The sequence below is a fragment of the Phaeodactylibacter sp. genome (assembly GCF_022763345.1).
In the GTDB taxonomy this organism is placed as follows: domain Bacteria; phylum Bacteroidota; class Bacteroidia; order Chitinophagales; family Saprospiraceae; genus Phaeodactylibacter.
Window position 1 is genome coordinate 51,186 of record NZ_JALEGS010000029.1, and the last position, 25,800, is coordinate 76,985.

The window sequence follows — 25,800 nt, forward strand, 5'->3', positions numbered from 1 at the left end:
ATTACCATATTCAAGGATTAGCTATTTCTTGTGCAGGGGATACCGTTTTAATAAAAACTACTGCATCAATTATACTGCTCCAATTTTTGGAAGTTGCAGCAGATTGATGGTCAAACAAACGCAATGAAGTGCCCTCTGAGAAAAAAGGCTCATTTTCAGCTCGTGCCAGCGGAACAAACCCTTGCGCTATACCTTTGCTTGCAAGTTGAAATTCGAGGCTGTTTTGACTCGGGGATTTAACAGAAGTTCCCTTTTTGTTGGGTTTCACAAGACCGTATTCACCTTCAAAAGCAGTAAAGCCAATGGTGTAAATTTCGTCAATAAAATCATCGTAAATCAAATCACCCATAATGGTAGCCTCTGGGATTGGGATACCTTGAATCTTCAAAGGTTCAATTAAGTTGTTATTCCGGATAAAGTGATAGGATCCTCCTATAACAATAATCTTTTTATCAGGATAAACATTTTTGAGAAGATGGATTATATTCTCAGCCATTAATTCGTCTCTTCGGTTGTTTATTGGAATGATGCTTTTTTTATTGAATATCATTTTCAAAAGTCGAAGATCAGAATAGGCAAGAATACCCTCGTCATTACTTTTTACCATCTGAGCAACGGTGTGTTCCTTAATCTCCACCAATTGTCCTGCTATCCATTGGCTTAACTGCCTAAATTTGATTTTTTCCTCTTCGGTCATCTTAAAGCGAATCCTAGATAATCCACCTTTAATTCCACTTTGTTGGTAACCATTTTCTATGTCCTGCCAAATTGCGATATACTCTCTATACGCTTCGTTGCTTAGCACTTCCGGGAATTTATCCTTGAAGATTTGCTCAAGAAATTTGCTGTAGTTGTGATTGTCAAAGCCATAAGAAGAACTGAATTTACAATCAAAACCTGCAAATTGAAGCGAGTGGCCGCCTTGCTTGTGTTTTTCAATGAAAGAATAGAAATCATTCCATTGCGCTGTCTTCCAAAAATTCCATAGAGCACTCCTGATCTTTTGGGCATCATGGGTTTTTTGAAATTCACCATTTGCTACCATTAAATCAAACATACCGGCTTCAAATAGTACAACCTCAAAGTCCATTTCCTCTACGAGGTATTTTACAATTTCGGAACGCCTTTCAAATGTACTGCCATCAAAATGTGTAGCTTCTCCTAGGAATACGATTCGTCTTTCTGAGATTTCATCTTTCAAAAAATCAAACTTTCCTGCATGGGTTGAATCATTGTTTAGGATGTGAACATTGTCATCTATCCAATGATCAGAAAGCTGAGTTGGTTGAGAGAACGCTTCTGCAGAGCATAGGAAGGTGATTGCCAAAAGCGCAATAGCACTTTTCCCGGGGTAATCCAATTTAGCTTTTGCCGGTTTCCGTTTTGAAAACATATAAGCCAACCCGACAAGCAACAAAAGCCCAACAGTGTCCACGATAAATTCGGTCCAATTGATTGACCAACTAAATCCTTCATTAGTGGCTTCTGACAAATCCAAGAATACTAAGGCAAGTAACAAATTATTGGCGTTGTGCGCTCCCGAAACAAATTCTATCCTGTTTTGAAAAATAACGATCATAGCAAATGCAACCCCAAATAACCAAGAATACAGAAAATTATGAAGACCATAGCCGAAGTGCAGGACACCAAAAATCAAGGCATTCACAGTAATAAGCCAAGGGATATTTTTAATACGAAGGTAAAGCCCTTGCAAAAAATATCCACGTATGACAAGCTCTTCAAAAAAAGACTGAATACCAATAGAAACGAAACCAACCAGAAGTAACACCCAAAAATGGAAAAAATTGAAACTTTCCAAAAAAGCTCGAAACCTCTCAAAATCCAAAAGTAAAGAACTTAACAACAGCAAGAGCCCCCAAAGGCTGAAGCCATAAAAATAGGACTTCCAACTAAACTTTTCATGTGTGGTGAGGAAAGACTTTGCAGGCCTTTTATGCAACTTGCTTGCCGCAATCAGAAAAGCAAGCAGTGCCAAGCCAAACACTACAGCAATGAGGCTGTAGGTCCCTAAATCTTTTCCAAAATCGCCATCAGGAAACAAGGGCTTTATTGCAGGAAGGATCTGGCGGATTACCAGATTCATCACAATGATAGCCAGCACTGGCGCCAATATACTCAATGCATATTGCCACCACTTATTTTCACCTAAACGAGCATTTTCAATAAAATTAGTTTCCATCATTCGGCGCTTTTTCAGAAGTAGACTTCTCCCGTGACCTTTGTATTGCTCCCCACAGGATACTTTCCATCTCATACTTTGTGCTGTCAGCAGCCAACTCGTTAAAAGACGCTGAAAATTCGGGCTTTTCTATTTCAAATACTGCGGATTCTCCTTTTGGGTAATCTTTCGACTTAAAAAGCCCCCACAGGAAGGAATACTCCTTTTTTTCTTTATCAGGAGGGCTGGGCTCAGTACGCTGCTGCGCATTTGCGGCAATCGAGCTGATTAAAACGGCGACAATCAAAATTAATGCTTTCATTTTTCCAAAGTTTAAATGTGAATGAACACTTCAAACTTCCGAGAAATAAAACAGGAATTAAATTTAGATTGACTACCTCATCTGGAAATCGTGTGAAATGATGATTTTCTTATGTGAATGGAGGTTGCCAATATTGCCGCCAACGGTTTGTATTCGGTGTATACGGTATCTGAATGCTCCATTTTTCCTATAGCCTGACAACTATAGTCGCTATAAACTTCATTTTACTGGACTTTGCATCATCCTTCAAGCCAAGTTGCGATCTTTTAAGACCCTCTCCAAATCTTTGTCCTTATTTGGGGTTTTCAGTATTTTATAAATGAAAACAACGGGAATGAACATGGGAATCAAGAATCCAAAATGCTTCTCCGAAGATAGGCTCCATGAAACGAGTCCGAAAATGAGTATTCCTACAAGAAAACCAATAGATACAGCACCTCATGCTTGTTTAGGCACAAGATTATACTTTAAATCTTTTTGGGCATTCCGTCATCATAATCAACGGTCCATTTTTCCTCATATATGGAGGAATATTCAATTTCAATATTGAAAGGAAATTCAAATTCATCTGGCTCTTTTACTTCAAAATATTCCAAAATTTTTGGCAACTGAGATAGTTCGCATGAATAAGTAAATAATATTTGTTCTTCATTTGGCGTCAACGTACTCCCCTCTGATAATGAAGATGATTCCACTAAATGACCAAAATCTCCCAGTTTAGGAAAATTCAGATCAAAGAACTCATCCATATCCACACTAAATTCCTCACCATTCATTTTTATTTTTGATGAATTAATTATCGCGGGTCCTAGCCCCTTATTTATTAAAGCAAATGTTAATGATTGTATGCTGTCTTCAAGCACACTACGGGTCTTAAAATTCAATCTTGGTGTAACAGATAATCTGCTTTGTTCATAGATTATGTTTGTCTGATAGATAAAAATAATCAAAGTCAGCAAACTGATTGTAATCGCTGATATTCCAATTATTCTGTCTGTAGTTTCTCTTCTCATTTCTTTACTTCGCTTAACCGACTCACTAATGGAGGGTGCATCAAATTTAAGGGTGAAGCAATGTATTGCAGGCAGTTCAGAAGCATCTTTATCATCTTGTCAATCAAAACTTTACTAAGATGCTGACCGATCCAAACCGCATCAAGTGCAAATATAGTACAGAATGGATCGCTTTACAATGGAAAGCAATGCCATAAGTGCAAAAACTGTGATCTGTCATTCACTGTTCATCAATTAGGCCGAGGACAAATTTCATAGTTGTATCCTCATTGTTCAGGAAATCACTCAAGGAAGTAGTTACTTCATAGTCAGGCATAATGCCTGATCCGGCAGGCTGATTTTCTGTGACGGGTACATTCTGATCAATATTCACCAAAGAAAAATCAAATTCAATTTTTGAATGAGGGAGTACATAAGAAACTGGAAAGATGCCATTGTGCCCGTAATATCCACCAGATGTTTCTTCTCCAACTACAATGGCATCGGTATTGCCAGCTACCATAGCGGCAAATAGACTCGCAGCAGAAGCGGTTTCGGGCCCTACCAGTAAATACAAAGTACCCGTGAAAGCGTTCTCTTTAGGGGAAATGGTTTTAGGTTTATCGTAATAAAAATTACCGTCTTCCCCTTCTGAAAGGTTTTTCTTGACCTCTTTTTTGACGACAATATTTGCGAATGGTTTTTGATACCACTTGATATTTAGGTGTCTAGTCTTTGGTAGTTTTCTACAACTTGTCCAGGCTTGTTGAGCCTCTTTAAGTGGCTTGTCTATCAAAAAACTTCCAGTCTCAACATCGTTTGGGCCAGTCCCTCCTCCATTATAGCGAACATCTACGATCAAGTTTTCAACTCCATTTGCTTTTAGTTCAGAAAATGTGGAATCAAGAAAAGCCATGTATTTTTTGTGAATTGGGTCATCCTCATTTCTTCCTATGTAAAAGCTATTTATTTTTAGCAGAACCGTGTTAGGATTGATTGCTGATAATTGATACAATTCCTTTTTTTCTGTCATTTCAAGATAATTCCAAAAATACAGGTAATCGGATGGCATACTGTGCATTTTAGACCTGTTTTCTTTATATTGTTTATTAGATATACTTTGCAAATTCAGCTGTTGAGTAGCTCCATCAGGCTCCTGATAAAGGATGTCGAAGCTTTCTTTTTGCCCATAGAACATGCGATAGTAAAAAGGGAAGCTTTTTTTGAAGCCAATTTTCTTCCCCGTGGTGTTGTAGCCGTCTGTTGTCCAGTAAATTCCCAGCTCTTGGATTATTTCCTCCATTTTTTTACCATTAATTTCAATAATACGGCTACCAACAGGAATTTCAAGGCTATCGTTGTTGCATACCCAGTAATCTTCAACGTCGCTAATCATAAAAGGAAAGTAACCCCATGATTCATTTCGAATAGACTCTATTACTTTATCCGGTAAATCAGTGTTGTTATGTAAGCTTCCTTCAAAATCGGTAATTGTACATACAATATTGTAAAAATCACCTAAGCTGCTGCTTTGTTTTATTTGGCTATATGCCCAATTGTAAATGCTGTCTATTTGATTCTTTGTGCGATATTTATAAAGTCCCGAGTTAGCGATTTCGCGAATCTCTCTGAATAATTCCAGGTCTTTAACCATCTGCTCTTGGGACAGTTCTGAATCAAAGCTGTCTTGTGCAGAAAGGCTAAAACTGAAAAAGAAGAGGAGACAGATGGTAATTTTGTTCATAGTACAATCTTTTGGAAGCAAAGTTAGTGTTGCATTGCTTCCCAAACTTGTACAATCTTGGCACGCTAGAAAATTTGATTTTTAAACGCTCTTGGAGAAAGGCCTACGAATCGCTTAAACTGCTTAGAAAAGTGCGCGCTATCTGCAAAATGAAATTGATGGGCAAGATGGGTTAAGTTAGTATCCTTACGGATTAACTTTTTCATCTCGAAAACCTTCCTCATGATGACATAATGTATCGGAGAAAGCCCATGTTTGAGGCGAAACTCCTTTGCTAAACTGAACTTATTCATTCCCATGAATTTTGCCAGATCGTCTAGTGTTATCTTTGTTTGCAGTGAATTGTCGATCAGCTCTAGCAATTCCTGCCATTGATTATTGAAAACCGGATGATGGTCAAGTTCAAAAACATCTTGCTTTTGAAAGCTATTGAGCAACTGATTCAAAAGGGTACTTAAGCAATCAATATTTCCATTTGAAACTGAATCGACGATTCGAAGGAAAGCGCTTTGGCTGGCAGGATTGATAGGTTGTTGCAGTGAAAAATTCACGTTTTCATCCTTCAAAAAATAGCTTACCACATCCTTCGACAGGTATAAGGTGATAAAGTCATTTTTGTGGGAGGAGTCAAAAACAGGATTAGCATGAATCTCAAAGGGATTGGTGATGGTAATGAAACCTTTATCTGACAGGACAGTCGTATCCCCTATTTTGACCATCTCCCAGCCGCTATTGATCAGTGTAACACAGTAAGTTTCATGAAAATGTTCTGGGAAACTAGTTTTAAGGTTAGAAAACCTCAATAATTCCAACCCATCAAATTCGGATATTTTTAGCTCCATTGTGATTGACCACTACAGGCTAGTTCATGAGCGGCAACGGATTTTACACCCTAACTTTTCAGTTTAGAGCTAGCCTTTGTGTTTTGTTTTTCGTTACTCCACCCGATGGTTAGGAGTGAAATTTGAAAAAAGCGAGGAAAAGCAAGATTTTGTGGTTTGCCACACCTATAAAACCTACTTTTTCTCATGGGATTGCATCCTGATGCAAAGCTAACACAAGCTGTTCGGAAGTTTAGCACCATCAAGAAGTTGAAAAGTCAAATAGTTTGCATTTAAGCTTCTCCAGCAGAGGGTTAAAAGCCGGCGGAGTACCGCATTCATTGAGCTGGCAGACATGATCGAGGGTTAAGCCATGTAAAAAAGCTCGATTAAGCGCCGGGTCAGGGATTTCTTTCAGAAGTTGGAGTTTGATTATAAGCCTTTTGGGCCTACTGCGCTGAGACCGGGACAGGCTTCCATCAAACAGAAAATCCCGAACCCAGGCAATAGCCAGGATTCGGGATTAACTCAAATGGATATAAAGTTTAGCGCTACTGGCGTACCACTTTCAGTATCTCCCGGTAGCCATCGTCTGTTATGGTTTCAAGGAAGTACATCCCGGCGGGCAGGTTCCCGGTATCCCATAGCAGCTCGGTTTCACCGGTACGCAGGGTCTGCCGGGCTACGCGCTGGCCGAACTCATTGAGCAGGGTAGCGGTACCCTCCGCAGGGAGAGGCCTGCTGAAGTGTAGGGTAAAGGCATCCTGCACCGGGTTAGGCGATACGGTGGCTTTTGGCAATTCAGGAATTTCCGTTTCCCATATCAGGTTATCAGGAGCCGAGAGGTTCGCATTGACCTGGCTGCGGTAACGGACCATGCCAAAGGATGCACTGGCATCCCCATTCGGATCGGTGGTAAATACTGCCAGCCCCATTTCCACGCAGTTGTCCATCGGCAGGTAGGCCTGATGGAACAGCTGCCAGTCGCCATTATCTGTATTGCGATAGAAGGCGCGGATGTAGTCTCCCTGGCGTCTCAGTCTCAGCCAGTATGGGAATGAAGCATACAATAGGTCTGAGGACCGCACCCCATTTTCCTCAGTCCGGATTTCACGCCGTATTAAATTGGTGAGGTTGGAATAAATAGCAATCATCTTTGCGCCCGGGGCACTACTCTCCCGGATCATGAGCCCGGCGTAGCCGCCCTGAACGTTCTCAATGCGGGCCTGAATACCGCCGTTGCCGCACAGGGGTACGCTGGCAAAAGCCAGGTTGTCACTGTCCTGTGGAATAAGGTTGTACCCTCCAGTGCTGATGCTGAAGTCGCCAAGGTCCGGGTTGTCACCGGTACAGGGGTCGTAGGTGTAGCTGCTGCCATCGCCCTGATCGCCGATATCATTGGCGGTCCACGGAAGGGGCAGGGCAGTACCGATTTCCACGGTCACTGTTGCCATACACAAAGCGGAGTTGCCATTTACATCGGTAGCCGTCAGGGTCACCATGTTTTGGCCCAGATCCTCACAGTTGAAATGCATAGGGCTAAGCGTCAGGCTGGCGATACCGCAAGCGTCTGTAGAGTTGTTGTTCACCTCATCGGGAGCAATACTCGCACTTCCTCCCGCATCCAACTGAATGGTCCGGTTCTGGCATCGAGCCTCAGGGGCAATATTATCGATGACAGTGATGCTGAATTCGCAGGTTGCTGAGCCGCAATCGTTCGTACCTGTAATAACAACCTCTGTTGTGCCTACTTCAAAAGCGCTGCTACTTCCCGTTCCTTCACCATTCGCAATAGTCGCACCTGAGAACACATAACTGTAGCTTGGTTCTGGTATGCCATTTGCTATTGCATCGTAGCTCACCAAGGCTGAACAGGCATCCGGATCTACATTTACAGAAAGCTCGCCAGGGCATGCGGTAAAGTCGGATGTTGGTTCGCAGGAGCAGGGCTCAGGCGCGGTCATGAGCGTAGCACTGGTGAAACTACAGTCTGATGAAAACGCGGCTGTCAGGATAACATCATTGCCATCTGAAGGCAGTTGCACTCCTGTAAAAGTATAAGTAGTTGTACAGGTCAGATCAGCCTCCGTCGTCGCCAGAGTCGTATTCCCCAGCTTCAACGTCAGGGTACCATCAGTTGGCGCATAAGCAAAAGTCACCGTTACGTCTGCGGTGAAGTAGTCATCGGTGTCATCGATGGTGCCGTTGCCGTCGCAGCCGCTGGTGTTGTCGAGGCTGATGTCGGTGATGGCGCAGGCTGGGCTGCTGCCGCCGCTGAGGCTGCCGCAGCCGCCGCTCAGGGCAATAGATCCCGAGGATAATGCACAACCTTGCGGGTCAGTCCAGCCAGTCGTGCAAGGAAGGTTGTCAACGGAGCCGTTCGGGTTGGAGGACCATTCCGTAAGTCCTCCCGAAATTAAATCAATGCCAAAAATCGCCCATTTCCCTTCAATGTAACCTATGACAAAATCGTTCATCGACTGCCAGAAAGGTGCACCTTCTGCATAGTCAACGAAGAAGTAAGTGCCGTTAGGCCCAAAGCAGCCAAAACCGGATACGGTGATGTCAGATGGGATAAACTCCCCACTGCATTCGGGGGCCGTACCGATTTCATCATCACTGTAACTGCACCCCTCAGAGAAGGTGGCTGTCAGGTCAATATCACCGCCATCGGCCAGCATCTCCACACCGGTGAAGGTGTATGATGTAGCATCGGTAACAGATACATCGACCACCTCACTACTGATGACGTTCGGACCATTGAGCGAGAGAGTGCCGCTGGCAGGTTTTTCGCTGTAGGTCACCGTCACATCGGCGGTGTAGGTATCGTCGGTGGTACAGGTGGTGTTGTTGCGGTCGGCCTCACTGATGTTGTCGATGGAAATAGAAACAACCCTGCCTTCGATGAGCGTATTTTCATAAGCCCCCATGTCCACGGTACCGTCTTGGATGCGGGTGGTACCCACAAGGTCAGTAGCGGCTACGTCCGTATTGTCACCAGCATTGATGGCAGGCGAGCAGCCATCGAGGGTGTAGTCATCGTTGGTGGCATCGGTGAAGAGTGGGTCCAGGAAGATATTGTTGCCCCCGTTGGTTACACCCGTAGGCAAGCCACTCTCGAAGAGCGAATGGGCGATGTTGGCTGTGGCCCCGCTCAAATTGAAGAACTGCTGGTCATTGAGCGTCCCTTGCCCACCGGTATTGCCCCAAAAGATACAGTTTTCCATGGTCAATCCGGAATCGTCGTTTACGACCCCTCCGCCGGCCGAAGTGACGGAAGTGTTATCAGCAAAGGTGCAGTTGGTTAACGTTGCCTCTGTTACTTCGTAAATGTAAACAGCACCGCCCCCTGGATAGTCTTCATCCCCCTGTGCCGTGTTTTTGGCAAACAAGCTATTGGAGATGGCAAGCAGTTCATTGTCTCCACCAGCACCGGAGATGGCCCCTCCGTATAGTGCGTTGTTATCCAAAAAACTACAGCGTTCTATTTCAAGGCCATATTCGTAAATACTTTCATATCCAATGGCCCCACCATCCTCCCCTGTATTGTTGATGAACTGGCAATCGGTAAAGCTGGTAACAGCTGCATAGGAAGGAGAGTCTAGATAGACCGCACCTCCATCTCCTGCACTGTTGTCCGTGAATATACAGTTGGAAACAACCGTGCGAGCTTTGTAAGACGGGTAATACAAATACATAGCACCGCCGATGCCATCTTCTGCTGTATTTCCGGTAAAGGTGCAATTTTCGATGGTCAGGTCACTGCTATCCTCGTCCAATACCAACCCGCCACCGTCGTCGGCCGTGTTATTTACAAACGTGCAGTTTTTTACGGTGCCCCTACCGTATGCGAGGTAGTAGCCGCCGCCTTCATCATAGGCGGAGTTGCCGTCAAACACACAACTGTCAACCGTCAAGGAGGCATCATCTGTGTACAATCCGCCGCCTTCATAGGCGCTGTTATTTACGAATGTGCTGTTTTTTAAGTCGACGTTACCGTCTTCAAGGTAACAACCGCCGCCGTAAGCATCATCATCGTTGTTGTTTTCAAAATGGCAATTGTCAATCATCACTGCGGCATCATAGGTGTAAAGCCCTATACCATATCCACCGTCAGAACGATTGTCTTCAAATTGGCAGTTCTCAAAACGGGCGCTGCCTCTGTCAACATAGGCACCACCGCCGTGGTAGCCCAAGTTGTTGACGAACTTGTTGTTAGTAAACAGGGCGTTGCTGTTTTTAGCTACCAGGCCGCCGGCATCATAGCTGTAAATCTCTTCACTTTCAATGGTTATAGAGGCAGAGCCCTCATCCGGTGAGTAACCACCGGTAACGGTGCAGCCTTCCAGGAGGGTCTGGTCGTTGTTGTTGATGCTGAGAACTACATGGTGAGTGTTGCCGTCGTTCAAAGTGTTGTCGTTGTCAATATCGCCCGATAAAATGGTTTCATTACCCGGCGTGCGCTCGATAAGGGCCGTTTCAGTACCGGCAAAACCGCCGTATACTTTTACACCGCTGCTGAGGACAAAGGCGTAATCTCTCGGGGAACTGCAACCGGTACATCCCGTCGGATAGTCGGCGGGCTTATAAGTACCGGCAGCCATCCAGATTTCGGTCACGCCACAGGTATTGTCAATGGCGGCCTGCAGGTCGCTCGTCGCATTGGCCCAGGAGGAGCCGTTACCCGTGCCGGTGGTGGTCACATAGATGCGATTGGTAACGCCTTCACAGGGAGGGATGACCGTCATCGTAATCCCCGCACTCGTCGCCGTAGTCGGGTCGGCGCAAGGGTCATTGCTCGTCATTTCACAAGTGACCACATCGCCATCGGCCAAAGTCGTGCTGGTGTAGGTGGCCTGGTCCGTGCCGACGTTTGTGCCGTTCACTTTCCATTGGTAGGCAGGCGAAGTGCCGCCGTTCGTCGGGGTGGCGGTGAAGGTGACGGAGGTGCCGGTGGTGATACTGTTGCCGGGGTCGGCGGCGATGGTTACAGTAGGATTAGTAGGGATAAGAATGATGTTGAAATCGGTAATTGGTTGACCATCACATGCATTTCCCGGGAAAGGCAACCAACCCGTAGTTGGAGGATAGGGCAAGGTTGGTGTACTGTTAATGAAAAGGTAGGAACCATAATCCCATAGGACCCATGAAGTGCCATCAAAGAAAATTTCGTAGCTGCTATTGTTAGACTTACCCCAATATCCACCACCTAAATAATCACCTCCATATAGGTATTCGCCATCAAAAGCTGTACAGCTTGTCGTAACTTGAATTTTAGAACATGATGGCGGGAATGTTGGAGCCTCTATCATCGTAAATGCATTGCTCGTTGTTGTTGCCGGGTCGGCGCAAGGGTCGTTGCTCGTCATTTCACAAGTCACCACATCATCATCGGCCAAAGTCGTGCTGGTGCAGGTGGCCACATGGTCGTCCACGACATCGAAATGGAGGGCGCCTCCCGAAACGCCTGTTGTAGATTCGTCATTCAAACACAGATTGTCGGTGGCTGTAGAAAAATCAGGGATAGAGGACTTCGCATACACCGATAAGGTCAGAAAGAGACTAAAAAGTAGGAGTAATTGCGTGAGCCCTCCCCGACTCCGGGTAGAAGGAGCGTTTGTTGGGCTACTTTCCTTTCGTAAAGCGGGCCATAGAGTATAGGGGTTAGGTAGAAGTCTTTTTTTCATAGTGTAGATTAGATTTGTTATTACATTTTGCAATTCAAAACAAGCTGTAGTCTTTTCTTTAGGCTGCGAAAACTTCAAACTGGTCCTGCTATATTGAAAGCAGTAAAAAGACCGGGGTAGCAGCGATAAAGAGCGTAAGCCTCTTAGGAATCAAGACAAGTAAAGGGTTCCGTCTTTTAGGTCGTGCGTATTCACTTCAGGGCAAAGTTCACCTTTAGTACATGTGTTTCTTACAAAGCGAACCGGACAAAAACAGGACAAAATGACTTTTGTCTTATTTGTCAAAAGTAGTTTTCAGCGGGAAGCCATCACCTGAGGCTTAAATTGGAGACCTTTTCTGCTATATTTGACAAATAGTGGTAAATGAAGGAATAAAGACAGAAGCGTTGACAAAAGAACAGGCGAAGGCACTCGGACAGCACCCGGACAGTAATGGTAAATGAGGAGGGAGCCCTGCATTGCCCGGTCCAGAGGTAAGGATGGCTGTGCTTTTGGGCAGGGCAAAAATTACAGCGACCCATGGCCTTACTTATCGTACATGTGGCTATCCCGGCTTTTTTTGGCGCTTAGAATGGCTGGCTTCTATTTTGCCATTATGAAGACTTACGACTATCAGTAGGTTTATTGCGCGTGATTATCTTGGAAAATAGCAGCCGGATTGATAATCGCTAATACAAAATTGCTAAAAACTGTGCCCTGGAATCGGGTCAGGAGAAAACCAAAAACAATTTTTCTGCCATACTAATGGCTTCGGATAAAGTTTACTAAAAGCAAACACATGCAACAGATCTCTTTTTGGAAAATAGGGTTAGTAGCCGGCTTATTGATGGCGATGCCCGCAGCAGGCACAGCACAGGAAGGTGAGCTCACGCTTGATGACCTGTTCGCAACGCCAAAACTGACGGGAACAACTCCGTCCAGGCCTGCCTGGGCACCGAACAGCGAGCACTTCGCCTTTTCCTGGAGTGAACCTGGAAATCCCGGGCGTGGCCTCTGGGTATCCACAAGCGATGGGAAGGAAGTGCGCCTCCGTTCCGATACGGCCTCCGCGTCCGTGCGCGATGTGGCCTGGGCCGACGGGAACACCATCGTTAGCCTGCGAGGTGGCCACCTATGGCGGACATCGCTGCGCCAGGGTGAGGATCTCCAGTTGATGCCCGTCGAGGCAGGTGCACACAACCTGTCGATATCGCCAAACGGCAAACAGGCGGCGTATATCAGCAACGGTGACCTGTGGCTTGCGGACTTCGCTTCCAAACAGAATCGAAAGCTCACAGAGATCGGCATTGCCAGTCTCTCGAGCTTACCGAAGGGGCGCTACAGCCGGCCGGAACGTGAAATCGGCCCGGGCATCTGGAGCGGACCAACGTACAAGTGGTCCCCGGATGGCAAGACCATCGCGATTCATGTCGTTGACAGGCGCGAGATGCGAAAGGTGCCCTTCCCGGATTACCTCGCTGCCGAAACCAATTCCAATGAGGTCCGCCGGGGTTACCCGGGCGATCCAAACGAGATTCGAAGGGTGGGCCTTCTCGATGTGGAAAGCGGTAATATTACGTACCTTAATTTGCCAGACCCGCAGGCCAATCAGGTCATCGACTTCAGCTGGTCACCGGACGGTGCGCTGCTGGTTGATACCGCATCCGACACGGCGGTTGAACGTAAGCTGTTTGTCGTTGCACCCGGAGAAAGCCAGCTGCGCGAGATTTGGCGGGGCGTTCGGGAGAGCCGTATGTACACCTCGTTTGGATCTACCTGGCATTCGGATGGAAAGCAGGTCGTTTTCTTAAGCGATCTGGGCGATCGCTACGGCCTTTATACGATCGATGCCTCATCGTCTGGAGACCGTCCGCAGCTCCTGACTGATCCGTCCTACGATGTGCTGTCCGCTCCAGGTATTGCTGGTGATGCCCTGTTTTATACAGGCAACGGCGTTAATCCGTACGAACAACACGTGTATCGCCTGAATCTGTCCGGTGGCGATCCCGAGCAAGTGACACGTCTTCCGGGCCGCAACGATGGCTACCCCTCACCGGATGGGCGGTACCTGGTGTTCATGCACAGCAATGACACCTCACCGCCCGAGCTTTACGTGGTGAGCAGCGAAGGGGGGGAGGCTACGCGAATAACCCACTCGCCCTTGCCCACCTTCACGGAGCGGACCTGGACGGCGGCGGAATACGTCAGCTTCCCCAGTCTAGTAGATGACTACACACTCCACGCCCGGATTCTGAAACCTGCCAACATGCAGCCCGGTAAGCAATATCCGGTGCTGTTTGGGCCCGTGTATTCGAATACAGCGAGGAACCGCTGGGCCGGTAACTACAGCCTCGTACAGCAGCTGTTGGTCAGGAAGGGCTATGTCATCGTGCAGGTGGATTCACGCGGCAGCAACGGTTATGGCCGGGCATTCCGTGAAGCATTCCTCCTGGGTTTTGCCGGCCAGGACATTGAGGATTACGCAAGTGCCGTTGCCTACATGGAATCACTGGATTATGTCGATCCCGACCGCATCGGCATCTGGGGCAGCAGTTACGGTGGCACCCTCTCCGTTTATTCGCTGTTGATGAAGCCAGGCTTATTCCAGGTGGGCGTTGCGGCAGCGGCGGCGGTTGACCCGGCGTTCTTCGGCACGGACGACGTCGCGATTGTTCGTACCCCACAGACCCACCCGGAGATTTTCGAAAGAAAAGCAGTCAACTATGCAGCAAATCTGGAGGATAGACTCCTGTTCATCCACGGCATGCAGGACCATGTGGTCCCCTTCAAGACCACAGCCGCGTTAGCGGAAGAGCTGATTAAACAGGGCAAGGACTTCGACTTTGCGTTTGCACCGGGTGCGACGCATGGATGGAGCCGTGAACGGAACTACGATCGCTACCTGTTCGGCAAGATCATCGAATACTTTGACCGGCACCTGGCTGTCCCGTCTGAGTAGAGGTTTGGAGGCGTTTTATTGCAGGGGGGTGACGAACGGTAACAGCCCCTTGATTGCTCAGGCTTGATTGCACCCTTTACCACGGCATAGGCATCCGGGAAAAAGCCCGCAGAGGGCGCAGCTTTATCCCGCCCGGTATGCTACGGCGCTGGAAAACAGAAGCTATGGGCGAATTTGCCAGCCCTATTTTCCCGGGCCGGTGGGGAGTGCCAGCTGGGGCATTTGGGGTGGAGATGGCGGGGGGCGGTGTGAAGGTTTGATTATTGCATAAATGCATGTATCGCTTCGACCAACTGGTACACCTTCGTAACCATGGACGGGGGGGATTCCTAATTTTGATCTGGATCCGCTTCTTTAGCGCGTTTGATGGCATCTGATTCTTCCTTCAACTGGAAGCCACAATCATGGTCCGTAGCCCCATCATGGCGCGTAATGATACTATTTACAATAGCGCCTTTAAAGGTCTGCATAGGTAGCGGAAGTTCGGGGCTAGCGTAGTAGCTGACTGTAGGGAAGCGCCAGTATAGCCTTTATGAGGCACGGAGCTTAACCTGGAAGGCGCCCGGCCATTTAAAGCGCCGTCCTGATGCGGTATGGGCGTAGTTGCATCCCTTTGCACAATACACATTCCGCACCTACGGCGCGGGGGAAGCTTCGGCTTTTCTTTCATACTCACCATGACCCCTAACGGGGCTTATACCGATTGACTGCTCCTTACATTGAGCACGATGACCGCCACAGCTCTTCCTCAAAGGATGGCAATATCAATGCCTGTCGGTACTTCACGGCGCTGATGTGGTGGATGTAGCGTTTGGAAAAAGTATTGGGAATAGTACTTTGGATTTTGGGTTAAATTGTAATAATGCCGTACTTACAGGACTGGTTACTGCTCTTCTTTCTTGTCAACAACCTGATGATTATTGGAATGTGCTACCGTCTCTTTGAGACTTGGCTGTTACGGTTTGGAGATTGAGTTCCGTAGGAACGGTACCGCCTTCGCACGTTCGTAAGCGCATAAGAGATGTCCTCACCGCACCAGAGACCAGCGCTACAGCCCCCCTAATTGTTGAACCGGCAGTACCCTTATCTGCTCAGACAGCGCATATTCCCGGTTTCCAGGGTAAATGACGTAGAGCTGCGACAGGTTCAAATCTTCTATAGCCTGGTGCATAGACCTTGTACGCTTGGGGGCATCCATGTATTTGAATTCGGCACCGTAGGAGCGCCCGTTGGAATGCCAGTATAAATCCAGTTCGACGCCAGCGTGGGTACCGTAGAAAAATACCTCATTGTCCCGTTTGCCCAGCTGAGCAATGGTTTCCTCTACCGCAAAGCCCTCCCAGGAACCCCCCAGCTTAGGATTTGTAAGCAAGTCCTTTTCCTGATGGATATTTTGCAAGGTATGAAAGAGGCCCGCATCCCGGATGTATAGCTTTGGGCTCTTAACCAGGCGCTTTCCTACATTGGTATGCCACGGCAAAAGTATCCGGATCATAAAGGTGTCTTCCAAAATGGAAATATACTTTTTTACCGTATGGTCCGATATGCCAAAAGAGCGCCCCAGCTCACTGTAGTTTAGCGTTTGACCATGATAATGGCTTAGCATTACCCAAAAGCGGTACATAGTAGAGGAAGGTATAGAGCTCCCCAGAGCGGCCAAATCCCGCTCCAGAAAAGTAGCAATGAAGTTTTCCCGCCATAGCCGGCTTTCCTCCTGCCCTTCTGCCAGATAAGACCGGGGGAAACCGCCGCGCAACCACAGCTTTCGGTAATGTGCAGCGCCCACCTCCGGCAAGTTGAACCCAGACAGATAATAATAACCGATACGTCCGGCCAGCGATTCGCCACTTTGTTGCTTCAGACTGGAGGAAGCACTACCGAGGATAAGATATTTCTGGTTGTTCTGCTGATCGACCAAATAGCGCAGTAATGAAAACAGCTCCGGCTTTCGCTGTATCTCATCAATCATGATCAGGCCTTCCAGGTTTTCCAATGCCAGCTGAGGTTGCTCCAGCATAGTGAGGTCTCGTGGGTTCTCCAAATCAAAGTAATGGTCAGGCTGGAAGGTCTTGGCAAGGGTCGTTTTTCCCGCCTGACGGGGCCCCAGCAGGGCAGTCACGGGGAACACGCGCATCAGTTGTGCTACCGCTGCCTGATCTTGTTTCCTATCGAGAAGCGTTTTACTCATACCCGAAAATATACATTATCCTTGAAATTTCGAAGTAGATATTCGAATTTTCAAGGGAAAATGCACCAAAACTTGAATATGATTAGAGCACGTTTGGAACAGGTCACGGAATACGTAAGAGTGGGTGGCGGCTGCCGGAATTACATGTTCGACGGAGGAGTCCCGGTTCAACCGGGATAAAGTCTTGCGAATTTCTAGCGTTCCTGCCTGCCAGCGAGATTGGCGAGCAGGCAGGCTTGTTCACTTTTCGGTTCCGGTAAACCAGGAAAAAAGTGAAAGACCATCGGCTTAAGGCGAAGAACAGACTAAATCGCCATGCCTGATAGGGCGCTCAGACACCGCATCTGCGTAGATGTTTGCGCAATGTTTACGCAAGCGGCGCTGAAGCCTTTATTTTATGGGCACTCTGGTGGCCCCGCCAGGACTTCCCGGTAAAGCTGCGTGACGGCCTTGTGGGCCTACTACGCTAGACCGGGACAGGCTTCTCGTCCTGTCGTGGCAAAGTGGCCCCGCCAGGACTCGAACCTGGATCAAGTGTTTAGGAAACACCTATTCTATCCCTTGAACTACGGGGCCTGTAAGGATGGATATTGAACGCCCCAAAGATAAAAAAAATCTCAAGCCACAAAATGTCGTTGTGCTTTCCTGCCAAAGGCTTAACTTGAGGGAAAAAGAACGCCATGAATATCGAAGCTTTCCGGGCCTATTGCCTCCATAAGCCTGGAGTGGAGGAGACCCTGCCTTTTGGGCCGGATACCCTGGTCTTTAAGGTGATGGGCAAAATGTTTGCAGCTACCGGGCTGGACGAGGAGGCTTTTCGGGTCAACCTCAAATGTGACCCGGAGTGGGCACAGCAGTTGCGGGAGGAGCATCATCAGATCATCCCGGGATGGCATATGAATAAAAAGCATTGGAATACGGTGTACTTCGAAGATGGGCTGGAGGAGGCTTTGTTGCTCAAACTGATTGATCACTCCTATGACCTGGTGGTTTCTAAGCTGCCTAAGAAAGACCGGGCGTTTATCGAGGAGGCACAGGAGCGACGCTAAGCCCTTGCTTTTTCAACAGGCGGAGCACGCCTCTGCCGCCGTACAGATGGCCTGCGCCAACTGCGCAAAATACGGGTTGCCCGGCGATCATCTTTCCGATGCGCTCCGCCATAATGGCATTGCGCCGGTACAGCATAGGGTACCGCATGCCGGAAAGGCTGCGTTTGGAGGATTGATGCAACTGAGGGAGATTGCCTGCCGCATACAATGCCGCCAACCGGAGCAAATGCCGCCGGTGCTGCCGGAAATGACGGGCCATAGCGACAATAGACTGTGCCTGTACCTCCGGTGGTATTTTTTGCAGCACCTTCAGCTGTTCTTCGTAGGTTTCAATGCCTAGTATGGATTTGTCTGCCTGCCGGGCGTATTGCCATAGCATTTCATCCAGCGCCATGGGGTGGTCTTCTTCCAACAGGCGCTCGTTGATGATGTTGCTGACCAGCAGTGGGGGGAGCTGCCGCAGTGGGAATATATCCACGCCTAGCGCCCGCAGGAAGAACTTCCGGATTTTCTCTAATTTACGAGGGGGCAGGAGGGCTTCCAGCGACTGTGCAGGCACCTGTTGCAATAGGCCCGTTTGCGCTTCCTGATCCAGGCTGCCAAGATCGAATTCCAGTGCCAGTGCTTCACATTGGTCAATGTAGCGGCAGGCTTGTTCGTAAAAGGTATAGGCGCGGTGGTCCCTGACATGCATCGTGCCAAAGAGATAGGACGGGGCCATAAGGTCGGGAGACCGAACGGACCACAGCATGGTGTGATATTGTTTTGCTGACATAGAGAATGTTGAGCCTACTCCAAAACGCAAAGCCGTTGCTGTAGTTAATTCAGCAACGGCTGTGATCGGTGTGCCAGGGCATTTGCCGGGCGCTTACTCGTAACGGTAAGGTAGGACTTTGGCGTCTTTAACAGTGGAAAGCGTCATCAGCGTTTTCAGGCGCTCAATTTCATCAATTTGCGAAAGCGTCTTGAACAAGAGTTTTTCGTAGGTGGGGATATCCTTGCAAACGATTTTGATCAGGAAGTCCGCTTCCCCGGTAATGATATAGCATTCCGTGATTTCCTCAATTTCCTTGATTTTCTCAAGGAAGTGGTTGAGGGCATTTTCCTTTTGCCAGGCCAGAGATACCAATACGAAGGTCTTTACATTCAATCCGATTGACTGCGGATTAACCTTGGCGTGGTAGCTTTCAATTACGGTAGAGTTTTCAAGCTTTTTCACACGCTCCAGGGTGGGAGCGGGGGAAAGACCAATACGCTTGGAAAGCTCCAGGTTAGTAATTTTGCTGCTTTCCTGAAGGATTTTCAGAATTTTGAGGTCAATTTTGTCCAGTTTGTCCGACATTTTCCTGTTGATTATTCAGTTTTTACAAAACCGCTCTAATATATTGACAAAAACAGCTAATTGCAAACCCCGAAGGGGTATTTGATAATAAAATATTTTGCAAAATAGCTTTTCGCCAAATATACTAAGGGTGTATTGCTAGACAGCGGGCACGTTTTGGGTGCCCGCTGTACGTTGTAAGTTGAGGAATGCCCCGTGCTGTTTATGGGAAAATTCCAAGCGACAGGTAGTCGCTGCTGATTTTATTGATCGCGCTTACGAAGGAGGCGGTCCGCAGATCTTCCACCTTGCGCTTGCGCATCATGATCTCCCGAATCTGCTGATAAGCCGTGATCATCGTCTCTTCGAGCCCGGAGCGGACCAGGTCGATTTCTTCTGCCCCGCGGGCAACCATCATGCGCTCCCGGTCGGTCACGCTTTTTCCGGTGGTCCGCTCGATCAGGTCAACCAGGTTTTGGTTGATTTGCTGATTGAAACGCTTTTCCATACGGCCGAAGCGCATGTGCGACAGGTTCTTGAGCCATTCAAAGTAAGATACGGTCACACCGCCGGCGTTGAGGTACACGTCAGGAATGATCAGCTTGCCATTCTTAAGAAGTACTTCCTCTGCCATAGAGGTAATCGGGCCGTTAGCCGCCTCAGCGATGATCTTCGCTTTGATGCGGTGTGCATTTTCGGTCGTGATCTGATTCTCCAGTGCCGCAGGGACCAGGATATCGCACTCGAACTCCAGTACGCGGGTACGGTCCTTCTTATCCAGGTTTTGAGCGCCCGGGAAGCCAAGAATAGAGCCGGTTTCTTTCCGGAACTTCAACAGCTCGTGAATGTCGATGCCTTTCTCATTGTAGATGGCACCTTCCACTTCGCCAACGCCCACGATAATCGCGTCGCCTTCGTCCTGTGAAATGGTAGCGGTGTAGGAGCCCACATTACCGAGGCCCTGCAAGACAATTTTCTTGCCTGCAATACCCGGTTCCAGCCCCAGTTTTTTCATGTCATCCACCTGATCACAGGCCTCGCGGATGCCGTAGAATACGCCCCGCCCGGTTGCTTCTGTCCGGCCACGGATACCACTTTGGTTCACCGGTTTGCCCGTAACACAGCCGGCGGCATCAATGTCATCGCCTTTGAAGGTGCGGTAGGTGTCATAAATCCAGGCCATCTCCCGGGAGCCGGTCCCGTAATCGGGCGCCGGTACATCCACTGACGGGCCGATCATGTTCCGGCGTACGAGTTCGGTCGTGTAGCGGCGGGTAATTTTCTCCAGCTGAGAGGGCGTGAATTCCCACGGGTTGATTTTTACCCCGCCCTTGGCCCCTCCGAAGGGGACATCCACGATGGCACATTTGTAAGTCATCAGCGTGGCCAAGGCCATCACCTCTTCCTGATTGACGTGGTTGCTGTAACGGATACCGCCCTTGGTGGGGGTACGGTGGTGGCTGTGCTGTACGCGGTAAGCTTCGATGACTTTGTACTCATTGCCTACTTTGACGGGGAAGCGGATTTGGTAAACGGCGTTGCATTCCCGGATCTGATCCAGCAGCCCGCGGTGCAGGCCCGTGTGCTGTGCTGCTTTTTCAAAGTAGTTTTGAACACTCTGATAGAAGCTCGTTTGTGATTTCGGTTCGAGATCAATCATTGTCCTTAATTTGGTTCTCTAATTTGGTTAGTTTCCTGTCGAGATAAATGAGGAAAAGGACAAGACCGGCAAATATGGCCAGGATGACGGCGACTACGACGTAGATCTTCCCCGTGCTACGCATGAAGTCTGTGTCTCCGGTTTGGGCCTGGAGCGCAGAAAAAAAGGTCAGGAAGACCAGGATTGAAGATAGGCGTCTTTTGATCATAAATGGTCCTATTTGTTTGGCTTGGTTAGGATTTCCCCATCCGGTTACCGACAATAGAATTTCGGGGGCTAAAGTCGTTTTTATTTTCCACTCCGCAAAATAAAATTTGGCTTTTCGGAGTCAAATTTCGGGTTTATTTAAAAACGGCTCCAGCCCGTGTTTCTTCCAGAAACCACTAACGGTGCTTTACTGTTCGTAGTGTGCGATGAGGGCTAAAGTTTTCGATTCGTCCAGCCAGCCTTCAAAGGTGTTGGTACCAAGCCCGTCGTAGTACAAAAACCAGGTTTCAATGATGTGGCGCGCGCCATCATAACGGATGCTGAAATCGGTGAAATCCTCAGGCGTGATGGTCTGCAGCGTGGCATCCGTTGGGATAGCGATGACCTTTGTGTCCAGTTCGCCCTCATCCAACAGCTGCAAGGCGCCAATAGGCCGTGCTTCAACCACGGTGCCGGTAGGCAAAGCCGCACAAAGCAGCAATACATCCACAGGGTCGCCATCGCCACCTGCCGCTTTGTCCATTCGGGTGGAGGGGATAAAGCCATAGTTGCCGGGGTAGGGGAGAAAGTCAATTTGCCTGTCTTTCCCGTCCCGTTGGTCAGCTTCGAAGCGCTGGTTGTCTTTTTGGTATTCTATCTTTTGGTTGGTGCCGGCGGGGATTTCCACGACCACGTTAATCCCATTGGGCGTTCGTGCAGGATAAGCTTCCGGGTCGGCTGGAGCGGCGTCCGGTTGGCAACTATATATAAGGAGTGCGAAAAACAGGAAAGGCCATTGTTTTTTCATCGGATTGAGGTTTAGGGTAATCCTAAAAAAACAGGGGCAGCTGTTTTGGCAGTGCCCCTGTCGTTTGCATTGAGTCAAATATACCTATGCATTCACAGCCTGCCCCTGTACGGGAACAATCCAGCCATGCTTGTCTTCAATTTTGCCCGAACGCATGCCATCGATTTGTGCTTTGATGAACGGCCCGACCTTGCGTTCTTCTACAGGCGGAAGCTCCATCTCAAAGCCATCGTAGGCGACCTTGGAAACATGGGCCACCACCGCTGCGGTACCGGAGCCAAATACTTCCTGTAATTTGCCAGCTTTGTAGGCCTCTACCAGTTCGTCAATTGCGATAGGGCGCTCTTCCACTTTATACCCATGTTCAGGCAGCATTTTTAGAATAGTGTCCCGGGTAATGCCCGGCAGAATGCCGCCATCGAGTTTAGGTGTTACCACGGTACCGTCGATCACGAAGAAGATATTCATGGTACCCACTTCCTGTATGTATTTAAACTCCCGGCTGTCCAGCCACATAACCTGATCGTAGCCTTTTTCATTCGCCAGTTTGGCAGGCAAGAGGGAGGCAGCGTAATTGCCTGCAACTTTGGCTTCGCCAGTGCCGCCTTGCACGGCTGCACGGGCGAATTGCCGGTCGGCAACGAGGCTTACCGGTTTGGGGTAATAAGGGCCTACAGGGCCGGTGAAAATGATGAACCGGTACGTTGCAGAGGGCTTCACTCCTATGAATTCGTCCATAGCAAACATATAAGGGCGCATGTAAAGCGCACTGCCTTCCTGTGGCGGGATCCAATCGCTATCCAGGTCGACCAGGGTGTGAAGGGCTTCCAGGAACAGCGCTTCGGGGACTTCGGGCATGCACATGCGGCGGGCAGAGTTGTTGAGCCGCTTGGCGTGCATCTCAGGGCGGAGGAAGAAAGGCGTGCCATCGTGAGATTTAGAAGCCTTCATGCCTTCAAAGATCGCCTGTCCATAGTGTAGGACCATGGCGGCAGGGTGCATTTCGAAACGGCCGAAAGGGACAATTCTTGGCGACTGCCACTCGCCGTCTTGGTAGTCGGCCACAAACATATGGTCTGAAAATACCCGTCCGAAAGGTATGTTGTCAAAATCCACTTGTCCGAGCCGTGAATTTTGAGCTTTCGTGATTTTTATATTAAATTTCATCTGCAATATTTTTAATGCGAAAGTAAGAAAAAATTACAAATATTCTATATTTGGAATAAATTCACCTCTTTGCTTATTGATTATTTGGATAACGATCTTGATTTAAATCAAATATTTTGAATTCTACCTTTTTTGATTTCCATCTTTTTCCCGTCCCGGAACAAGCGCAGCCTAAAAACGGCATCAGTGGTGCGGGAAATCAGGGCATTTGGGTTTGGTACGAAGCCGAAGCGGCGCAGCAGGCAGAAATGGAAGGCTTTTTGGCCAAAGTGTTCGGCGCTGCGAAAATTGACCTCGCACAACAGGCAAAACACATCTGTTTAACAAAAGAAGAATCCATTAGTTTCAGCCGGTTGGAGGGGCACAAAACTGCAAAATTCGTTTTCCTCTTCGGCATCAGCGGCAGGCGGCTGGGTTTACATTTTCAGCTGCACCCCTATCAGCCCGTGCATTTTGGATCCACTACTTTTATCCTTACCGATAGCATCGCTGCCATTTTTGAGGAGCGGCAGGCGGGCGGTAAAGAAAAATCCGGACAGCTCTGGCGAACCCTCAAAGCTTGCTTCCACGTTTAAAACCTATCAAACAAAACCTAATTATAATTCATGCAATCTATTGTATTCGCAACCGGCAACCCTAACAAAATCTCTGAAGTCAGCCAGTTGCTGGAAGGCAAAATTGAAATTCAGGGCCTGAAAGACATCGGCTGCGACGAAGTACTGCCGGAAACCAGCCCAACCATTGCCGCCAACGCCTCAGAAAAAGCGTGGTATGTTCATAAAAATTACAAGGTCGACTGTTTTTCTGAAGATACCGGGCTGGAAGTGGATGCGCTGAATGGCGAGCCGGGCGTCTACTCTGCCCGCTATGCCGGCCCTGCCCACGATGATGAGGCCAACATGAGCCTGTTGCTTGCCAATATGAAAGGGGAGGAGGACCGTAAGGCCCGCTTTCATACAGTGATCAGCCTTATCATTGATGGGAAAGAGCATCAGTTTGAAGGGACGGTGGAAGGGCAAATTATCCATCATAAAAAGGGCAATCAGGGGTTTGGTTACGACCCTGTCTTTATGCCTGATGGCTTCAACCGTACCTTCGCCCAAATGTCTGCCGAAGAGAAAAGCAGCATCAGCCACCGGGGGCAGGCCGTGCGCAAGCTTGTGGCCTTCCTGAAGACGAAAGTTTGATTTAAAGGAAGTTTTTCTTAATTTGATTGGCTGGAATAACCACTTTCAGTTGTTGCAGGGAGCTTATATGCCTCATTAATGTATTTCAATCATGAATGCCGAAACCTTTAGCCGATATCTGCAAGACCGGTCTTTGCTGCATCAGCTGCCCTACGAGGAGCTGAAAACTATGGCGATGCAGTACCCTTTTTGCCAGCCATTGCAGTTGTTGCTGCTGAGAAAAAGCCTGCAGGACCGCCGGGAAGACTGGGATGCCGTACTGGCAAGAGTCGCAGCTACCACGAGCGACCGGAGCTTGCTGTATGCGGAAGTGGAAGCTTATCTGGAAACAGCACCGGAAGAAGAGGTTTTTCAGTTGTCAGAGGATTATCTGGAACTGAGCAGCCTCGAAGAAGACTCAGCAGAAGCCCTGGAGCTCTCTGATTTGGATATCAACCCTGAACCCTCGGAGTCTGCACTGGAGCTGGACTTTGGTTTTGATGCCGAAGCTCCAGGCGAAGCGGATCACAGCCCGGAAAGCGATACCCCTACCGCCGGTTTGGGGGAAAAGCTCGACCTTCCAAGGGTAGATACGACTGACGGGCAGGAAACCGATATCGAAGCCTGGAAAAACCAGGAACTGGAGGCATTGGAATCTACACTGAATGAAGTTTCGCCGGACACTGCAGCTCATCCCGGAGCGGAGAGCCGTGGGAGCGCCCCAGCCGAGGAATCAACCCACACTGCCTTCCCCGCTGTTCCCTTTGATCACGCCATAGCTACTGCTATTGCTGTAGCGGGCCTTCTCAAGCCGGTGGCCCAGCCTGCCCCAGAGGAAGCGCCAGTGGCAGACCGCATGGCGCCCCATGAGCCCTTGCATGCGCCAAAACCTTCACCACGGCCCAAGAGCTCCTTCACCAGCTGGGTCGCGCAGTTCCAACCCCCGGATATCCAGACCCAGCTCAGCGAAATCATGGAGTCCAAAAAAATGGAGGACAACCGGAAGACGCGAAAGAAGAAGAAAAAAGGGCATCCTACCAGCAAAGTAGACGAAATTGTGCTGCAAAGCATAACCGAAAATGGCAACCTGGTTTCCGAAACCCTGGCTAAAGTACTGGCTCAGCAGGGGCAGTACGAAAAGGCAGAAGAAATGTATCGCCGTTTGATGTTGGTTTTTCCGGAAAAAAGTGATTACTTTGCGCAGCAAATTTTGAATATAAAAAGCGATTAAGATATGCTGACTACCATGACTGTACTGATTGCCCTTGTCTGTGTGCTACTGATGGGCGCAGTTTTGATCCAGAACCCGAAGGGCGGCGGTGTTGACTCTACCTTTGGTGGATCGCAAGCCAATCAGATGTTTGGCGCAGCCAAGTCTACGGATTTTATTGAGAAAGCGACTTGGTACCTCGCCATTGCGTTGTTCGTGCTTTGCATCGTAACAAGCATGATGGTAGGCGGTACAGAGGGTGCGATTGAGCAGTTGCAGTCTCAGTAATTTCATCTGACAGCACTCGTTGCTGTTGAAAGGGCTGAATAAAAGTGTTGACCGCTTTGTTCAGCCCTTTTTTC

20 protein-coding genes and 1 tRNA gene are annotated in these 25,800 nt (G+C 48.5%); 7 read left to right on the forward strand and 14 right to left on the reverse strand.

Annotated elements, in window-relative coordinates; translation table 11 throughout:
* Nucleotides 1-10 precede the first annotated feature (10 nt).
* The 6 genes from MRY86_RS08215 to MRY86_RS08240 all read right to left on the reverse strand — a co-directional run bounded on the left by MRY86_RS08215 (nt 11) and on the right by MRY86_RS08240 (nt 11,745).
* Nucleotides 11-2,203: an erythromycin esterase family protein gene (locus MRY86_RS08215; RefSeq protein ID WP_293571242.1), complete on the reverse strand. Its 2,193-nt coding sequence runs from the start codon at nt 2,201-2,203 to the stop codon at nt 11-13.
* Nucleotides 2,190-2,501 carry a hypothetical protein gene (locus MRY86_RS08220; RefSeq protein WP_293571243.1) on the reverse strand — a complete coding sequence of 104 codons (312 nt, stop codon included), beginning with the start codon at nt 2,499-2,501 and terminating at the stop codon, nt 2,190-2,192. Before MRY86_RS08220 ends, MRY86_RS08215 begins: the two co-directional genes overlap by 14 nt.
* A gap of 467 nt (nt 2,502-2,968) precedes the next feature.
* A complete protein-coding gene (locus MRY86_RS08225; RefSeq protein WP_293571244.1) occupies nt 2,969-3,514 on the reverse strand; it encodes a hypothetical protein in 546 nt (181 codons plus the stop codon).
* A 220-nt stretch (nt 3,515-3,734) separates the two neighbouring features.
* Nucleotides 3,735-5,237, reverse strand: a complete 1,503-nt coding sequence (locus tag MRY86_RS08230) for a S41 family peptidase (protein ID WP_293571246.1) — start codon at nt 5,235-5,237, stop codon at nt 3,735-3,737.
* Between the two features lie 65 nt (nt 5,238-5,302).
* Entirely contained in the window at nt 5,303-6,079 is a 777-nt protein-coding gene (locus MRY86_RS08235) for an AraC family transcriptional regulator (RefSeq protein WP_293567067.1), read from the reverse strand.
* A gap of 530 nt (nt 6,080-6,609) precedes the next feature.
* Nucleotides 6,610-11,745: a choice-of-anchor Q domain-containing protein gene (locus MRY86_RS08240; protein ID WP_293571248.1), complete on the reverse strand. Its 5,136-nt coding sequence runs from the start codon at nt 11,743-11,745 to the stop codon at nt 6,610-6,612.
* A 778-nt stretch (nt 11,746-12,523) separates the two neighbouring features.
* Between MRY86_RS08240 and MRY86_RS08245 the strand changes: the two genes are divergently transcribed.
* The gene (locus tag MRY86_RS08245) at nt 12,524-14,683 is read left to right on the forward strand and encodes a prolyl oligopeptidase family serine peptidase (protein WP_293571250.1); all 2,160 of its coding nucleotides are present in this window, start codon (nt 12,524-12,526) and stop codon (nt 14,681-14,683) included.
* Between the two features lie 53 nt (nt 14,684-14,736).
* The gene (locus tag MRY86_RS08250; protein WP_293571252.1) at nt 14,737-14,943 is read left to right on the forward strand and encodes a hypothetical protein; all 207 of its coding nucleotides are present in this window, start codon (nt 14,737-14,739) and stop codon (nt 14,941-14,943) included.
* A gap of 788 nt (nt 14,944-15,731) precedes the next feature.
* On the opposite strand, the gene MRY86_RS08255 is transcribed toward MRY86_RS08250, so the two are convergent.
* Both MRY86_RS08255 and MRY86_RS08260 read right to left on the reverse strand, forming a co-directional pair.
* A complete protein-coding gene (locus MRY86_RS08255) occupies nt 15,732-16,871 on the reverse strand; it encodes an ATP-binding protein (protein WP_293571254.1) in 1,140 nt (379 codons plus the stop codon).
* Between the two features lie 504 nt (nt 16,872-17,375).
* Nucleotides 17,376-17,447, reverse strand: a tRNA-Arg gene (locus tag MRY86_RS08260).
* 104 nt (nt 17,448-17,551) lie between these two features.
* On the opposite strand from MRY86_RS08260, the gene MRY86_RS08265 reads away from it, so the two are divergent.
* Nucleotides 17,552-17,920, forward strand: a complete 369-nt coding sequence (locus MRY86_RS08265) for an MmcQ/YjbR family DNA-binding protein (RefSeq protein WP_293566826.1) — start codon at nt 17,552-17,554, stop codon at nt 17,918-17,920.
* Here the strand turns inward: MRY86_RS08265 and MRY86_RS08270 are convergent.
* From MRY86_RS08270 to MRY86_RS08295, 6 genes are all read right to left on the reverse strand, one after another.
* On the reverse strand, nt 17,892-18,671 hold the full coding sequence (locus tag MRY86_RS08270) for a TraB/GumN family protein (protein ID WP_293566825.1): 780 nt from the start codon (nt 18,669-18,671) through the stop codon (nt 17,892-17,894). The two genes, MRY86_RS08265 and MRY86_RS08270, sit on opposite strands and share 29 nt — an antisense overlap.
* Nucleotides 18,672-18,788: 117 nt before the next feature.
* On the reverse strand, nt 18,789-19,262 hold the full coding sequence (locus tag MRY86_RS08275) for an Lrp/AsnC family transcriptional regulator (RefSeq protein ID WP_081968960.1): 474 nt from the start codon (nt 19,260-19,262) through the stop codon (nt 18,789-18,791).
* A gap of 202 nt (nt 19,263-19,464) precedes the next feature.
* Entirely contained in the window at nt 19,465-20,901 is a 1,437-nt protein-coding gene (locus MRY86_RS08280; RefSeq protein WP_293566824.1) for a Glu/Leu/Phe/Val dehydrogenase, read from the reverse strand.
* Nucleotides 20,894-21,109, reverse strand: coding sequence for a CcmD family protein (locus tag MRY86_RS08285; RefSeq protein WP_052516423.1), 216 nt, complete (start codon nt 21,107-21,109; stop codon nt 20,894-20,896). The genes MRY86_RS08280 and MRY86_RS08285 overlap by 8 nt, the downstream gene beginning before the upstream one ends.
* Nucleotides 21,110-21,295: 186 nt before the next feature.
* Nucleotides 21,296-21,895: an inorganic diphosphatase gene (locus MRY86_RS08290; RefSeq protein WP_293566823.1), complete on the reverse strand. Its 600-nt coding sequence runs from the start codon at nt 21,893-21,895 to the stop codon at nt 21,296-21,298.
* 84 nt (nt 21,896-21,979) lie between these two features.
* Complete coding sequence (locus MRY86_RS08295; protein ID WP_293566822.1) at nt 21,980-23,062, reverse strand: branched-chain amino acid aminotransferase; 1,083 nt, start codon at nt 23,060-23,062, stop codon at nt 21,980-21,982.
* A 116-nt stretch (nt 23,063-23,178) separates the two neighbouring features.
* Here MRY86_RS08295 and MRY86_RS08300 point away from each other — a divergent pair, with 116 nt between their 5' ends.
* The 4 genes from MRY86_RS08300 to secG all read left to right on the forward strand — a co-directional run bounded on the left by MRY86_RS08300 (nt 23,179) and on the right by secG (nt 25,726).
* Nucleotides 23,179-23,637, forward strand: a complete 459-nt coding sequence (locus MRY86_RS08300; protein WP_293566821.1) for a hypothetical protein — start codon at nt 23,179-23,181, stop codon at nt 23,635-23,637.
* Nucleotides 23,638-23,667: 30 nt separating this feature from the next.
* Complete coding sequence (locus tag MRY86_RS08305) at nt 23,668-24,249, forward strand: non-canonical purine NTP diphosphatase (RefSeq protein WP_293566820.1); 582 nt, start codon at nt 23,668-23,670, stop codon at nt 24,247-24,249.
* Nucleotides 24,250-24,340: 91 nt separating this feature from the next.
* Complete coding sequence (locus tag MRY86_RS08310) at nt 24,341-25,459, forward strand: hypothetical protein (protein WP_293566819.1); 1,119 nt, start codon at nt 24,341-24,343, stop codon at nt 25,457-25,459.
* 3 nt (nt 25,460-25,462) lie between these two features.
* On the forward strand, nt 25,463-25,726 hold the full coding sequence (secG, locus tag MRY86_RS08315) for a preprotein translocase subunit SecG (protein WP_293566818.1): 264 nt from the start codon (nt 25,463-25,465) through the stop codon (nt 25,724-25,726).
* Nucleotides 25,727-25,800: the final 74 nt, after the last annotated feature.

Coding starts and splice junctions, on each gene's coding strand:
- MRY86_RS08215 (WP_293571242.1), bottom strand. CDS start 2,203: ATGATGGAAACTAATTTTATTGAAAATGCTCGTTTAGGTGAAAATAAG.
- MRY86_RS08220 (WP_293571243.1), bottom strand. CDS start 2,501: ATGAAAGCATTAATTTTGATTGTCGCCGTTTTAATCAGCTCGATTGCC.
- MRY86_RS08225 (WP_293571244.1), bottom strand. CDS start 3,514: ATGAGAAGAGAAACTACAGACAGAATAATTGGAATATCAGCGATTACA.
- MRY86_RS08230 (WP_293571246.1), bottom strand. CDS start 5,237: ATGAACAAAATTACCATCTGTCTCCTCTTCTTTTTCAGTTTTAGCCTT.
- MRY86_RS08235 (WP_293567067.1), bottom strand. CDS start 6,079: ATGGAGCTAAAAATATCCGAATTTGATGGGTTGGAATTATTGAGGTTT.
- MRY86_RS08240 (WP_293571248.1), bottom strand. CDS start 11,745: ATGAAAAAAAGACTTCTACCTAACCCCTATACTCTATGGCCCGCTTTA.
- MRY86_RS08245 (WP_293571250.1), top strand. CDS start 12,524: ATGCAACAGATCTCTTTTTGGAAAATAGGGTTAGTAGCCGGCTTATTG.
- MRY86_RS08255 (WP_293571254.1), bottom strand. CDS start 16,871: ATGAGTAAAACGCTTCTCGATAGGAAACAAGATCAGGCAGCGGTAGCA.
- MRY86_RS08265 (WP_293566826.1), top strand. CDS start 17,552: ATGAATATCGAAGCTTTCCGGGCCTATTGCCTCCATAAGCCTGGAGTG.
- MRY86_RS08270 (WP_293566825.1), bottom strand. CDS start 18,671: ATGCTGTGGTCCGTTCGGTCTCCCGACCTTATGGCCCCGTCCTATCTC.
- MRY86_RS08275 (WP_081968960.1), bottom strand. CDS start 19,262: ATGTCGGACAAACTGGACAAAATTGACCTCAAAATTCTGAAAATCCTT.
- MRY86_RS08280 (WP_293566824.1), bottom strand. CDS start 20,901: ATGATTGATCTCGAACCGAAATCACAAACGAGCTTCTATCAGAGTGTT.
- MRY86_RS08285 (WP_052516423.1), bottom strand. CDS start 21,109: ATGATCAAAAGACGCCTATCTTCAATCCTGGTCTTCCTGACCTTTTTT.
- MRY86_RS08290 (WP_293566823.1), bottom strand. CDS start 21,895: ATGAAAAAACAATGGCCTTTCCTGTTTTTCGCACTCCTTATATATAGT.
- MRY86_RS08295 (WP_293566822.1), bottom strand. CDS start 23,062: ATGAAATTTAATATAAAAATCACGAAAGCTCAAAATTCACGGCTCGGA.
- MRY86_RS08305 (WP_293566820.1), top strand. CDS start 23,668: ATGCAATCTATTGTATTCGCAACCGGCAACCCTAACAAAATCTCTGAA.
- MRY86_RS08310 (WP_293566819.1), top strand. CDS start 24,341: ATGAATGCCGAAACCTTTAGCCGATATCTGCAAGACCGGTCTTTGCTG.
- secG (WP_293566818.1), top strand. CDS start 25,463: ATGCTGACTACCATGACTGTACTGATTGCCCTTGTCTGTGTGCTACTG.